This is a genomic window from Janthinobacterium psychrotolerans (assembly GCF_001677885.1).
GTDB classification, from domain to species: domain Bacteria; phylum Pseudomonadota; class Gammaproteobacteria; order Burkholderiales; family Burkholderiaceae_D; genus Janthinobacterium; species Janthinobacterium psychrotolerans.
The window spans coordinates 71,423-85,583 of the sequence record NZ_LOCQ01000052.1 but is presented as its reverse complement, the minus strand read 5'-3'; the positions used below and the strand labels follow the sequence as shown (position 1 = coordinate 85,583).

Sequence of the window (14,161 nt, the reverse complement as noted above, 5' to 3'; positions counted from 1 at the left end):
CGCCATGCACGCCATCCACACCGATGCCGCCAGCCACCCTTTGCTGCACCATTACCAGCGCGTGCGCCAGCACTCGCTGCAGCTGGCCGCGCCGCTGTCCGACGAGGATTGCGGCGCGCAGTCGATGCCCGACGCCAGCCCCGTGAAATGGCACCTGGCCCATACCACCTGGTTTTTCGAAACGTTTATCCTTGAAACGCTGGAACACGGCTTTGCGCCGTTCCATCCGGCCTTCCGGGTGCTGTTCAATTCCTATTACAACGGCATCGGCGACAAGCACCCGCGGGCCCAGCGCGGCCTGTTGACGCGCCCCGGCATGGCCCAGGTGCGCGCCTACCGCGCCGATGTGGACGCGCGCATGGCGCGGCTGCTCGAAGCGGGCCTGGCGCCGGCGCAGCAGCAACAATTGGCTACCCTGCTGACGCTGGGCCTGGAACACGAACAGCAGCACCAGGAGCTGCTGCTGACCGACGTCAAGCACTTGCTGGCGCAAAGCGCGCTGTTTCCCGCTTACCTGGAAGCGCCTGCCGCGCGCGCAGTGGCGGCGCCGGCCGGCAAGGGGGGCTGGATCGCGTTTGACGGCGGCCTGAGCGAGATCGGTTACGCGGGCGACGGTTTTTGCTTCGACAATGAACTGCCGCGCCACCAGCAGTTCGTCGCGCCCTTCGAACTCGCTTCCAGCCTGGTTACCAATGGCGAGTACCTGGCCTTTATCGATGCCGGCGGCTATCGCAACGCCAGCCTGTGGCTGGCCGAAGGCTGGGACTGGGTGCGCAGCCAAGGGCTCGCATGTCCGCTGTACTGGCGGCAAGATGATGCCGGCAACTGGCTGGAGTTCACCCTGCACGGCCTGCAGCCGCTGGACCCGGAGCTGCCGGCCAGCCATCTGTCGCTGTTCGAGGCCGACGCCTACGCCCACTGGGCCGGGGCGCGCCTGCCGACGGAAGCGGAATGGGAACTGGCGGCGCACGGCGTGCCGCTGCAGTGCGGCCAGCTGCATCCGGCAGCGGCGGTCTCAGGCGCCGGCTTGCGGCAGATGTTCGGCCACTGCTGGCAATGGACCAGCAGCAGCTATGCGCCGTATCCGGGCTACCGCACGGCGCCCGGCGCGCTCGGTGAATACAACGGCAAGTTCATGCTGAACCAGTATGTGCTGCGCGGCTCGTCGTGCGCCACGCCGGCCGGCCATGCGCGCGCCAGCTACCGCAATTTCTTTCCTGCCGGCGCGCGCTGGCAGTTCACCGGCCTGCGCCTGGCGCGCGAGGTCGATTAAGCCAGCGCCAGCTGGCGGCCAGCCGCTTGCCGCTGGTCCAGCTTGAACTGGCTGACCAGGCTTTCCAGTTCGCTGGCCTGGCCGTGCATGGCGGCCGCGGCGGCCGCGGCTTGTTCCACCAGCGCCGCGTTTTGCTGGGTGGTCTGGTCCATCTGCATGATGGCGGCGTTGATCTGCTCGATGCCTTCGCTCTGTTCGTGGTTGGCCGTGCTGATCTCGCCGACGATGGCGCTGACCCGGCCCACGCTGGCCACCACCTCGTCCATGGTGGCGCCGGCCTGGCTGACCAGCTGTGCGCCCTGGTCGACCTGGCTGACCGAGTGGGCGATCAGGTCCTTGATTTCCTTGGCCGCAGCGCTCGAGCGCTGCGCCAGGTTGCGCACTTCGGTGGCGACCACGGCAAAGCCGCGCCCCTGCTCGCCGGCGCGCGCCGCTTCCACCGCCGCATTGAGCGCCAGGATATTGGTCTGGAAGGCGATGCCGTCGATCACGCCGATAATGTCGACAATTTTCTTCGATGAGCTATTGATCGCATCCATGGTGCCGACCACCTGCGCCATGGCGGTGCCGCCGCGCTGCGCCACCTCGGCCGCCGAGCGCGCCAGCTGGTCGGCCTGGCGCGCGTTGTCGCTGTTGCTGCGCACGGTGCCCGTCATCTCGATCATCGACGAGGCGGTCTCTTCCAGTGCGCTGGCCTGCGCTTCGGTGCGGGCCGACAGGTCGGCATTGCCGCTGGCAATTTCGCTCGACGCCACCGCGATGGCGCCGGTGCCGCCGCGCACTTGCCCCACCAGCCCGGCCAGGTTGTCGTTCATCTCGCGCAGCGCCTGCAGCAATTGTCCCGTTTCATCCTTGCCATCGGCCACGATCTTGCTGCTCAGGTCGCCCGCCGCCACCGCGCGCGCCACGCTCAAGGCATAGGCCAGCGGGCTGGTGATCGAACGCGTGACGAGGAAGGCAAACGCCACGCCCAGCAGCACGGCGGCGGCGCCCAGCCCCGACATCAGCATATTGGCCATGGAAATGTTCTTCTGGATCAGCTCGCCACCTTGCAGCACCATGCCGCGCTGCAGGTCGTTCAGGGTGTTGACCGTCGCTTGCAGATTGGCCAGGGCGGGCAGGGTATCCTTGCGTACATGGTCGGCCGCCGCTTCGCGCTGGCCAGCCATGAGTAATTTGTCGGCTGCGCTGAACGAGGCGACATAGGCCTTGCGCTGCTGTTTCAGGGTGGCCAGCAGTTCCAGGCCCCTGGGCGTATGCACCAGCTGGTCGAGCACTTCCAGCGCCTTGGTGATGGTGGTTTTGTTGGCGTCGATCTCGCCATGGATGGCGTTCGAGCGGGCCGCATCGTCGTGGATGAACAGTTCCAGCACCAGCGCGGCATTCGAACGGGTGGTGCTGCGGATGGTGGCGATGGCGTCGGCCTTGGCCCAGTCACTCTGGATGATGGCCTCGCTGAGGCCGCCGATCTTGTCGAGGCGCAACAGGCCGGTGGCGATCAGCACCACCATCAGCAGCAAAACCGTGCCAAAACCCGCGCCCAGCCGCGCGCCTATCTTCATGTCTGTCAATTTCATGATGCTTCCTTCGGTAGCAGTAGCAAAGTTCCGTCTCCGATAATCTTTTTGTAATTTGATTATACGGTTTGCGATACTTCGATCGCATCAATAATTGATAGGCGGAAATGAAAAAGCGGAACGGCGATCAAGCCGTTCCGCTTTTTAGGCGACTGACACTCCTGTAGGAATGCGCCTACGCGGCGGTCGTGGATGTGCTGGCGGCTGTTGTTTTTTCGCCTTCCGTTTGCCCGATGCGGCGGTTCACGGCCGACAGCACGGCCTTGAACGAGGCGGTGACGATATTGCTGTCGATGGCTGCGCCGAACAGGGTCGGACCGTTGTCGAGGCGCAGTTCGACATAGCAGGCGGCCTTGGCGTTGGCACCCGAACCGATCGAATGCTCATGGTAGTCCATCAGCTTGATGTCGAGGCCCAGCGCATTGACGAAGGCATCGATCGGGCCGTTGCCGCCGCCTTGCAGCGCCAGTGGCGACTGGCGGTGCGACAGGCTGATGTCGATCTGCACCGATTCATCGCTGCTGGTGTCTTCCACCATGCGGTGCGAGCCATAGGCGTAAGGTGCAGTCTGCTCCAGGTATTCTTTCTGGAAGATCTCGTGGATGTCCTGCGCGGCAATCTCGCGGCCGGTGGCGTCGGCCACGGCTTGCACGGCGCGCGAGAATTCGATCTGCAGGCGGCGCGGCAAGACCAAGCCGTATTCCTGTTCCAGCAAATACGCCATGCCGCCCTTGCCGGACTGGCTGTTGACGCGGATCACGGCGTCATAGCTGCGGCCCAGGTCGGCCGGGTCGATCGGCAAGTACGGCACTTCCCAGATGCTGTCGGGCTGCTGCTTGGCGAAGCCTTTTTTGATCGCATCCTGGTGCGAGCCGGAAAACGCGGTGAATACCAGGTCGCCCGCATATGGGTGGCGCGGGTGGACCGGCAGCTGGTTGCACTCTTCCACGCATTTGCGCACGGTGTCGATATCGGAAAAATCGAGGCCAGGGTGCACGCCCTGCGTGTACAAGTTCATCGCCAGGGTGACCAGGTCGACGTTGCCGGTGCGCTCGCCATTGCCGAACAAGCAGCCTTCGACCCGGTCGGCGCCGGCCATCACGGCCAGTTCGGCCGAGGCGACGGCGGTGCCGCGGTCGTTATGCGGGTGCACGCTGATGATGATGGAATCGCGGCGCGCCAGCTTGCGCGACATCCATTCGATCTGGTCGGCATAGACGTTCGGCGTGCTGCATTCCACCGTCGAGGGCAGGTTGATGATCATCTTGTTGGCCGGGGTCGGCTTCCAGATGGCGCTGACGGCGTCGCAGATATGCTTGGAGAAATCGAGTTCGGTGGTGGAAAACGATTCGGGCGTGTATTCGAAGCCCCACTGCGTTTCCGGGTGCTGCGCCACCAGTTGCTTGACCAGCGTGGTGCCGGTGGTGGCGATATTGGTGATCTCTTCACGCGACATGCCGAACACCACCTTGCGGAACACCGGCGCTACCGAGTTGTACAGGTGCACGATGGCGCGCTTGGCGCCGACAACGGACTCGACCGTGCGGCGTATCAGCTCTTCGCGCGACTGTGTCAGCACGATAATGGTCACATCGTCGGGAATGCGCTTTTCATCGACCAGTTTGCGCACGAAGTCAAAGTCGGTCTGCGAGGCCGACGGGAAGCCCACTTCGATTTCCTTCAGGCCGATGGCGATCAGCATCTCGAAGAAGCGCAGCTTCTTTTCCGCGCTCATCGGCTCGATCAGCGATTGGTTGCCGTCGCGCAAGTCGGTGCTCATCCAGATCGGTGGTTTATCGATGATCTGGTTCGGCCATTGACGGTCGGTCAATTTAACGGGCGGAAAGGCGCGGTATTTGGCAGCTGGATTTTGCAACATCATGATCGGGTACTCCTGAAGATAGGGGAAAGTCGAAATTCGGTGTGGCGCAAGCTTGCCGGGCGGCCACGCAACGCTAGGCCAGGCAAGCGGTCGGTAGCAATAGACGGTCAAGCACAGCGGCAGTGGCTGCGGGGATTGCGGTGTGTATTGGGGATGGTGCAAACATCATCAAACCTTCCAGGTTTTTTTTCAAACACGCCGGCGTGTGGCCAGGCGCAGCAAAGCGGCAAACTCAAGCGCGTGCTAGTAGTAGTCGCGGTAGCGACAGCAGGGAAGGGGATGGAAGTTTGAAGGAGGACATGTGCTCAATGTAATGGAGTTTGTGTTTGGCTGTCAAGCGTTTCCTGGCGCCACATTTCAACCTCGGCGCAAGGTCACATGCGGCGCCAGCGACGGGAACTGCTGCGCCATGCGCGCCAGGCATTGCAGCAGCAGGGCGGCATCGTGCGGCAAACGCTGTTCCAGTGCGTGCCAGCCGAGCAGTTCCAGCTGTTGCGGCATGCTCACCAGGCCAGTGATGGCGTCCCAGAACGCATCCCAGTTGTTGCCGTAAAGGGTGGGAAAGTCGAGGGCCCTGGCCAGCGCCGCGTGCAGTTGCCGCGCCGAGGTCACCTGCGACAGGTCGATGCGGATGCAGGTCTTCCCATTCATGGCCGATCGCGCACTATCTCGTCGGCATGGAAAGTGAGGGACTGGACCGCTGCCTGTACGCGCGGCGTGCCATGCGCGGCCAGCCAGGCCAGCGCGCCGTCGGGCGGATGGCCAGCCCATGGTGCGTCAAACGCGGCGCGCAGGCCGCGCGAGTCGGGAAATCGCTGTGGTTTGCTCATGGCAATGATTCTAGCAGCCGGACTGACAGCGATATCGGCTCTTGCAGCTTGTTCCGGAAACTGGATGCCGCCGTCGCCGCTTACAAATCGAACGCCGCTGACAGCTGCACGGTACGCGGCGCCGATTGCGAGATGGTGCCATAAGACGCCACGCCTGCCCAATAATGCCGGTCAAAGGCGTTCATCAGTCCGGCGCGCAGCGTGGTGGCCTTGCCGGCAATGGCCGTGCGGTAGCGCAGGCCCAGGTCGGCCTTGGCCCACGACGGCACCGATTGCACGTTGCCCTGGTCGACATACTGTTTGCCGGTGTAGCTGATGGCGGCGCTTGCGGTGAGGCCGGGCAGGGCCGGCAGATCCCATTGTGCTCCCAGGTTGGCCATGACTGCGGGAACACCCACCGGCCGCTTGTCGATGGTGGCGGCGCTATTGGTCCTGACCAGCCGCGCGTCGAGCACGGTCAGGCCGGCAAGCAGGCGCACCGTTTTGCTGGCCGCCCCGGACAGGTTCAGCTCCAGGCCACGGTTACGCTGCTCGCTGTCCATGCGATACACCGAACCGTAGAGCTGGCCGCTGGGTTTGCTGACCTGGAACAGCGCGATGGTGGCCAGTACCTCGCCCATGTCCGCCTTGGCGCCGAGCTCATGTTGCCTGCTCTTGTACGGCGCAAATACCTGCCCCGCGTTGCTGGCGATATTGGGGGCGATATCGCCCTTGCTCAGGCCTTCGATATAATTTCCATACAGCGAAACATGGCGCCAGGGCTTGACCACCAGGCCCGCCAGCGGTGTCAGCGCGCCTTGCTTGTACCGCGTCTGCAGAGCGCCGCTGGCGGCGTTGTAGTTCTTCGATTCGACCAGCTGGCGGCGCATGCCCAGTGTCAGCTGGACACGCCCGTCCAGCATGCCGAGCGTATCGGCCACTGCCAGGCTCGACAGCGTCGACGCGGAGAGTTTCGGCGTGCGGCCCGGTGCCGGCACGCCGGGATCGGCGACGGCGACGGGCGCATGGATATTCGACGTGATCAGCTTGCCGGCCTGGCTGATACTGCCAAACTCGTCGCGATAGATATTGCCCATCACCACCAGTGCATGCTGAATCTCGCCGCTGCGAAAGCGCGCACGCACGCCGGTGTCGCCGCTGGCGCGTCGCACGCGGAATTTCCAGTTCATCGGGGTGACCGTCATATCGCCGGCGGCGGTCGTGATGGTCGGTGTCTGGTCCGAGTAGCGCAGCACATCCGAGCGGGTTCCCCCGGCGTCCAGGAACACGCTGATATTATCGTCGAGGTCGTATTCCAGTTTGCCCAGCGCAGCCAGATCGCTGGATTTCCACCAGCCCCAGGATTGCGTGATATTGCGCCGGCCGTCGGGCGCTTGCGGAACCGGGAGCCTGGCGGCGACCAGAAACGGACGCGTCGGCGCGTCTATCCATTGATATTGTTCGATCAGGTCGAACGAGGCGCGCAGGCGTGAACCACGGTAGTCGAGCGCCACGGCAGCCACTTCGGCCCGCGAGCGCTGGTGATCGAGTGGCGTTCGCCCCTGGCGATGCAGGCCGTTTACGCGCACACCGAAGCGGCGCTCCGCGCCAAACCGGCGGCTGACATCAAGCGCGGCGCCCAGCTGGGTATCCGAGCCATAGTCCAGCGTCAGCCGCGTCAGGTCGCGCGGCAACGAGCGCTTGGGTACCGCATTGACCACGCCCCCCACGCCGCCATTTGGCGACATGCCGTAGAGCAGGGCGGCCGGACCTTTCAGCACTTCCACGCTCTCCAGGTACTCCGTAAACAAATGGTAATTGGGCGAGACGCCATACACGCCATCGAATGCCACTTCGCTCAGATTGCCTTCGTTCAGAGGAAATCCGCGGATGAAGAAGGAGTCGGTGACGCCGCCGATCTGGCCGGTAAAGCGCGTCGAGGCATCGCCGCCGAGCACCTCCGCCAGCGTCAGTGCTTGCTGGTCGAGCATGCGTTCGCTGGTGTAGCTGCTGACACTGAAGGGCGTATCGAGCAGGTTTTTCTCGCCCAGCAGGCCGGCGCGTGCGCTTTTCGCGATCTGTCCGCCCAAATCGGGCTCGCTCTGGCCATTGACGCGCACCATGGGCAGATCGGGCTGTGCTTCGGCGCTGGTTTGCGCCCGGGCCTGCGGGGCAAGGCAAGCGCCCAGCATGGCGGCCAGCGCCAGCGTGTGAGTGGAGCGGGAAAAACCTGGATCTGTTTGCTTGATAGGCATCGGCTGAGTGGCATGAATTGTAACAAAATAGAATTATAAATGAGAATCATTTGCATTCATAGTTGATTCATGCAATATCGATGGGCGTCGACGGCTGCAAACCATGCCTGGCCTTTTCTTTAAGCGCCGACTCATCCCGCTTCGGTCCGCTTGCGCTACAATCGGCGCTTCCTTTTGCTGTCACCGCCGTGCGCGGTCTTTCCTGTCTACCATGCTCCCTAAACGCCTGACCCTGCTTGCCCTGGCCGCCTTTGTGCTGGCCGGCTGCGATACCACCGCCACCAAACCCGTACAAGTGCTGACGCCGCCCGAGCCGGTGGCCGCCGCGCCGCGCAAGATCAAGATCGGGCTGGCGCTGGGCGGCGGCGCCGCGCGCGGCTTTGCCCATATCGGCGTGATCAAGGCGCTCGAATCGCAGGGCATCGATGCCGACATCGTCACCGGCACCAGCGCCGGCAGCGTGGTGGGCGCCTTGTATGCGGCCGGCAACTCCGGTTTTGCGCTGCAGAAGATGGCGTTTGACATGGACGAAGCCGCCATATCGGACTGGGCCCTGCCGCTGTTCGGCAAGTCGTCCGGCGTGCTCAAGGGCGAGGCGCTGCAAAGCTATGTCAACAAGGCGGTCGGCGGCGTGCCGCTGGAAAAACTCAAGATCCCGTTTGGCGTGGTGGCGACCGACCTGAAAAATGGCCAGCCGATCCTGTTCCAGCGCGGCAATACCGGCATGGCCGTGCGCGCGTCCTCGGCCGTGCCCGGCGTGTTCCAGCCGGTGGCAATTGGCGGCCACACCTATGTGGACGGCGGCCTGGTGGCGCCGGTGCCGGTGCGCTTCGCACGCGACATGGGCGCCGACTTCATTATCGCCGTCAATATCTCGTCGCAAACCGATACGCAAAAAGCCATCAGCTCGATGGAAGTGATCATGCAGACCTTCGCCATCATGGGCCAGCGCATCAACCAGTTCGAACTGAAGGACGCCGACGTGGTGATCCAGCCCAGCCTGGGCACCATGAAAGGCAACGATTTCGCCAGCCGCAACCAGGCCATCCTGGCCGGCGAACAGGCCACTTTTGCGGTGATGGCGCAACTGAAGCAAAAACTGAAAGCCAGGCGCGAGCAGTAATACTATTGGTAGTACGGCCACTTCAGCTACAATTTTGAACCACCGAAACACCATCACAAGGAAGCATCATGCAATCGAAACCGATTTTGACTCTGGAAGACGTCAGGAAAATCGCCGCCGCCGCCGAAGCGGAAGCGGTCAGGAACAACTGGGCGGTAGCGATCGCCATCGTCGACGATGGCGGCCACCTGGTGTGGATGCAGCGCATGGACGGCGTGGCGCCGATTTCCTCGCATATCGCGCCATCGAAAGCCAAGACGGCCGCGCTGGGCCGCCGCGAATCGCGCATCTATGAAGAGATGATCAATGGCGGGCGCGTGTCGTTCCTGAGCGCGCCGGAAATCGACGGCCTGCTCGAAGGCGGCGTGCCGATCATTTATGAAGGCCACTATGTGGGCGCGGTTGGCGTGTCGGGCGTGCGCTCGAACGAAGATGCGCAGATCGCGAAAGCAGGGATTGCCGCGCTGACGGCTTAAGTAGTAGCCGCGATTGCCAGAAAAGCCGTTTCGCGCCTGCCGAACGGCTTTTTTCTTGGGCGAGGGTTTTATGCCGGCTTGAAAATGGTTCGCCGCGCATTGCTGTATTTTCTTCCTTGTGGAAAAGCTGCCTTTTGGTTATAATTCAAAGGTTTAGCCAATCACACACATACCGTAGCGACTACCCATCCCATCATTCAAAATGACCGTTGAAACACCCTGAGCGCAGGCAGCTCGGGTATCTTGGCGGTCGGTCTGACGTGGCGCAGCTACGGTAACTTTATCAGGAGTTGCCCTTGCCGCCATTTTTTTCTGGCCCTGCCGTTCCAGCCATATTAGCGCTTGCTGATGGAACGATCTTCAAAGGTTTTTCGATCGGCGCCGCCGGTCATACCACGGGCGAGGTTGTTTTCAATACCTCGATGACCGGGTATCAGGAAATCCTCACCGACCCCAGCTATAGCCGCCAGATGGTCACCCTGACCTATCCGCATATCGGCAATACCGGCGTCAATCCGGAAGACGTCGAATCTTCCAAGGTTCATGCTTCCGGCCTCATCATTCGTGACCTGCCTTTGCTGGCATCCAATTTCCGTTCCACCCTTTCCCTGTCCGATTACCTGAAAGCTGAAAATATCGTCGCCATCGCCGGCATCGATACACGCAAGCTCACGCGCATCCTGCGTGAAAAAGGTGCGCAGGGCGGCGCCATCCTGGTCGGCACGCAAGGCAATGAACCGTCCGCTTCGCAAGCGCTGGACCTGGCCCGCTCCTTCCCCGGCTTGTCGGGCATGGACCTGGCCAAGGTCGTCTCGACCAAGACCGCCTACGAATACCGCGAAACGGAATGGACGCTGGGCGAGGGCTACGGCCAATTGGCCGACGCCGACGCGAAATACCACGTGGTCGCGTTTGACTACGGCGTCAAGCGCAATATCCTGCGCATGCTGACGGCGCGCGGCTGCAAGGTGACAGTGCTGCCGGCGCAAGCGAGCGCTGCCGATGCGCTGGCCTTGAATCCTGACGGCATCTTCCTGTCGAACGGCCCCGGCGATCCGGAACCATGCGACTACGCGATCGCCGCCACCCGCGAGCTGATCGAGAAGGGCATCCCGACCTTCGGCATCTGCCTCGGCCACCAGATCATGGCGATCGCTTCGGGCGCAAAAACGCTGAAGATGAAGTTCGGTCACCACGGCGCCAATCACCCGGTGCAGGACCTGGAAACGAAACAGGTTCTGATTACCTCGCAAAACCACGGTTTCGCCGTGGATGCCGCCACCTTGCCGGCCAACTGCCGCGTGACCCATGAATCGCTGTTCGACGGCTCCCTGCAGGGCTTTGCCCGCACGGACAAGCCGGCCTTCTGCTTCCAGGGCCACCCTGAAGCGTCGCCGGGCCCGATGGATGTTGCTTACCTGTTTGACCGCTTCATCAAGCTGATGGACGCGGAGGAGAAAAAGAAAAATGCCTAAACGTTTAGATATCAAAAGTATTCTGATTATTGGCGCTGGCCCGATCGTGATCGGCCAGGCCTGCGAGTTCGACTATTCCGGCGCGCAAGCGTGCAAGGCCCTGCGCGAAGAGGGCTACAAAGTCATCCTGGTCAACAGCAACCCTGCGACCATCATGACCGATCCGGAAATGGCCGACGTCACCTATATCGAACCGATTACCTGGTCGGTGGTCGAACGCATCATTGCCAAGGAGCGTCCTGACGCGATCCTGCCGACGATGGGCGGTCAGACGGCGCTGAACTGCGCGCTGGACCTGTTCAACAATGGCGTGCTGGCAAAGTACAACGTCGAGCTGATCGGCGCGTCGCCGGAAGCGATCGACAAGGCCGAAGACCGTTCCAAGTTCAAGGACGCGATGACCAGGATCGGCCTCGGTTCGGCCCGTTCCGGCGTGGCGCACTCGATGGAAGAATCGTGGGCCGTGCAGCGCACGGTCGGCTTCCCGACCATTATCCGTCCGTCGTTCACCATGGGCGGCAGTGGCGGGGGCATCGCCTACAACGAGGAAGAATTCGAAACCATCTGCAAGCGCGGCCTGGAAGCCTCGCCGACCAAGGAATTGCTGATCGAAGAATCCTTGCTGGGCTGGAAAGAGTACGAGATGGAAGTGGTGCGCGACAAGGCGGACAACTGCATCATCATCTGCTCGATCGAAAACCTCGACCCGATGGGCGTGCACACGGGCGACTCGATCACGGTCGCGCCGGCGCAAACGCTGACCGACAAGGAATACCAGATCATGCGCAACGCCTCGTTGGCGGTCTTGCGCGAGATCGGCGTCGACACCGGCGGCTCGAACGTGCAGTTCTCGATCAACCCGGCCGATGGCCGCATGATCGTCATCGAAATGAACCCGCGCGTGTCGCGTTCGTCGGCCCTGGCGTCGAAAGCCACCGGTTTCCCGATCGCCAAAATCGCCGCCAAGCTGGCGGTCGGTTTCACCCTGGATGAGCTGCGCAACGAAATCACGGGCGGCGCCACGCCGGCCTCGTTCGAACCGTCGATCGACTACGTCGTCACCAAGATTCCACGTTTTACGTTCGAGAAATTCCCGACCGCCGACCACCACCTGACGACGCAGATGAAGTCGGTCGGCGAAGTGATGGCGATCGGCCGTACCTTCCAGGAATCGTTCCAGAAAGCCTTGCGCGGCCTGGAAGTGGGCGTGGACGGCATGAACGAAAAAACCAAGGATCGCGAGAAGATCGAAGAGGAACTGGGCGAGCCTGGTCCCGAGCGCATCTGGTACGTGGGCGACGCGTTTGCCCAGGGCTTTACCCTGGAAGAAGTGCACCAGCTGACCAAGATCGACCCATGGTTCTTGATCCAGATCAAGGAAATCGTTGACCTGGAACTGTGGCTGGACACGCAGAAGCTGGAAAGCCTCGATAAAACCACCTTGTACAAGCTGAAACAAAAAGGCTTCTCGGACCGTCGCCTGGGCTTTTTGCTGCAGACGACCGACACGGCCGTGCGCCAGCAGCGCCATGCGCTGAACATCCGCCCGGTCTACAAGCGCGTCGACACCTGCGCGGCCGAGTTCTCGACCGACACGGCGTACATGTATTCGACGTACGACGAAGAGTGCGAATCGAATCCGACCGACAAGAAAAAGATCATGGTGCTGGGCGGTGGCCCGAACCGTATCGGCCAGGGTATCGAGTTCGACTATTGCTGCGTCCACGCCGCGCTGGCCATGCGCGAAGACGGCTACGAGACCATCATGGTCAACTGCAACCCGGAAACCGTGTCGACCGACTACGATACCTCGGACCGCCTGTACTTCGAGTCCCTGACGCTGGAAGACGTGCTGGAAATCGTCGCCATCGAAAAACCGGTCGGCGTGATCGTGCAGTACGGCGGCCAGACGCCATTGAAACTGGCGCTGGACCTGGAAGCGAACGGCGTGCCGATCATCGGCACCTCGCCCGACATGATCGATGCGGCCGAAGACCGCGAGCGCTTCCAGCAACTGCTGCACAAGCTGGAACTGCGCCAGCCGCCGAACCGCACCGCGCGCACCGAAGCCGACGCTTTGGCGCTGGCGCAGGAAATCGGCTATCCGCTGGTGGTGCGTCCTTCCTACGTGCTCGGTGGCCGCGCGATGGAAATCGTCCACGAGCAGCGCGACCTGGAGCGCTACATGCGCGAAGCGGTCAAGGTCTCGCATGACTCGCCGGTGCTGCTGGACCGCTTCCTGAACGACGCCATCGAATGCGACGTCGACTGCATCTCCGACGGCGAAACCACCTTTATCGGCGGCGTGATGGAGCACATCGAGCAAGCCGGCGTGCACTCGGGCGATTCGGCCTGCTCGCTGCCGCCGTACTCGCTGGCCGCCGACACGATCGACGAGCTGAAACGCCAGACGGCGCTGATGGCCAAGGGACTGAATGTGGTTGGCCTGATGAACGTGCAGTTCGCGATCCAGAAGCAGGAGATCGATGGCGTCATGAAAGACGTGGTCTACGTGCTGGAAGTCAATCCACGCGCCTCGCGCACCGTGCCTTTCGTCTCGAAAGCCACCGGCTTGCAGCTGGCCAAGATTGCCGCCCGCTGCATGGTTGGCCAGAGCCTGGCCTCGCAAGGCATCACCCAGGAGGTCGTGCCGCCGTATTACAGCGTCAAGGAAGCCGTGTTCCCGTTCGTCAAATTCCCTGGCGTCGACACCATCCTCGGCCCTGAAATGAAGTCGACCGGCGAAGTGATGGGCGTGGGCCTGACGTTCGGCGAGGCGTTCGTCAAGTCGCAGCTGGGCGCCGGCGTGAACCTGCCGAAGACCGGCAAGGTCTTCATCAGCGTGAAATCGTCGGACAAGCCGCGTGCCGTGCAAGTGGCGCGCGACTTGGTCGAGTCCGGTTTCACGGTGGTCGCCACCAAGGGCACCGCTGCCGTGATCGCGGCGGCCGGCATCGCCGTCACGCCAGTGAACAAGGTGATCGAAGGCCGTCCGCACGTGGTCGACATGATCAAGAACCACGAGATCGTGCTGGTGATTAACACTGTCGAAGAAAAACGCAGCGCCATCGTCGATTCGCGGGCCATCCGCACCTCGGCCCTGGCCTCGCGCGTGACGACCTACACCACCATCGCCGGCGCGGAAGCGGCCGTCGAAGGCATCCGTCACATCGATGAACTGCGCGTCTACGATCTGCAAGGCCTGCACAAGACCCTGCATTAAGAGCGTATCGAGTGTTATTTGCAGTGGCCGCCGTTAGGCGGTACACTGCATGCTTATCAACCACAGAG

General features: G+C 62.5%; 10 protein-coding genes. 5 read left to right on the top strand and 5 right to left on the bottom strand.

Annotation, left to right across the window (positions count from 1 at the left end):
- Nucleotides 1–4 precede the first annotated feature (4 nt).
- A complete protein-coding gene (egtB, locus tag ASR47_RS10200; RefSeq protein WP_065307664.1) occupies nucleotides 5–1,273 on the top strand; it encodes an ergothioneine biosynthesis protein EgtB in 1,269 nt (422 codons plus the stop codon).
- Here the strand turns inward: egtB and ASR47_RS10195 are convergent.
- From ASR47_RS10195 to ASR47_RS10175, 5 genes are all read right to left on the bottom strand, one after another.
- Nucleotides 1,270–2,850 (bottom strand): methyl-accepting chemotaxis protein, encoded by a 1,581-nt coding sequence (locus tag ASR47_RS10195; RefSeq protein ID WP_065307663.1) that lies wholly within the window; start codon nucleotides 2,848–2,850, stop codon nucleotides 1,270–1,272. The genes egtB and ASR47_RS10195 overlap by 4 nt on opposite strands.
- A gap of 175 nt (nucleotides 2,851–3,025) precedes the next feature.
- A complete protein-coding gene (gene leuA, locus ASR47_RS10190; RefSeq protein ID WP_065307662.1) occupies nucleotides 3,026–4,732 on the bottom strand; it encodes a 2-isopropylmalate synthase in 1,707 nt (568 codons plus the stop codon).
- Nucleotides 4,733–5,089: 357 nt separating this feature from the next.
- Nucleotides 5,090–5,383, bottom strand: a complete 294-nt coding sequence (locus ASR47_RS10185; RefSeq protein ID WP_065307661.1) for a barstar family protein — start codon at nucleotides 5,381–5,383, stop codon at nucleotides 5,090–5,092.
- Nucleotides 5,380–5,562: a hypothetical protein gene (locus ASR47_RS10180; RefSeq protein ID WP_065307660.1), complete on the bottom strand. Its 183-nt coding sequence runs from the start codon at nucleotides 5,560–5,562 to the stop codon at nucleotides 5,380–5,382. The genes ASR47_RS10185 and ASR47_RS10180 overlap by 4 nt, the downstream gene beginning before the upstream one ends.
- Before the next feature lie 80 nt (nucleotides 5,563–5,642).
- A complete protein-coding gene (locus ASR47_RS10175; RefSeq protein WP_065307659.1) occupies nucleotides 5,643–7,796 on the bottom strand; it encodes a TonB-dependent receptor in 2,154 nt (717 codons plus the stop codon).
- Nucleotides 7,797–8,007: 211 nt separating this feature from the next.
- On the opposite strand from ASR47_RS10175, the gene ASR47_RS10170 reads away from it, so the two are divergent.
- From ASR47_RS10170 to carB, 4 genes are all read left to right on the top strand, one after another.
- Nucleotides 8,008–8,919 (top strand): patatin-like phospholipase family protein, encoded by a 912-nt coding sequence (locus ASR47_RS10170; protein WP_065307658.1) that lies wholly within the window; start codon nucleotides 8,008–8,010, stop codon nucleotides 8,917–8,919.
- A 68-nt stretch (nucleotides 8,920–8,987) separates the two neighbouring features.
- On the top strand, nucleotides 8,988–9,395 hold the full coding sequence (locus ASR47_RS10165) for a GlcG/HbpS family heme-binding protein (RefSeq protein WP_065307657.1): 408 nt from the start codon (nucleotides 8,988–8,990) through the stop codon (nucleotides 9,393–9,395).
- A gap of 296 nt (nucleotides 9,396–9,691) precedes the next feature.
- Nucleotides 9,692–10,870, top strand: coding sequence for a glutamine-hydrolyzing carbamoyl-phosphate synthase small subunit (gene carA / locus ASR47_RS10160; protein WP_065307656.1), 1,179 nt, complete (start codon nucleotides 9,692–9,694; stop codon nucleotides 10,868–10,870).
- Complete coding sequence (carB, locus tag ASR47_RS10155; RefSeq protein ID WP_065307655.1) at nucleotides 10,863–14,093, top strand: carbamoyl-phosphate synthase large subunit; 3,231 nt, start codon at nucleotides 10,863–10,865, stop codon at nucleotides 14,091–14,093. Before carA ends, carB begins: the two co-directional genes overlap by 8 nt.
- Nucleotides 14,094–14,161 lie beyond the last annotated feature (68 nt).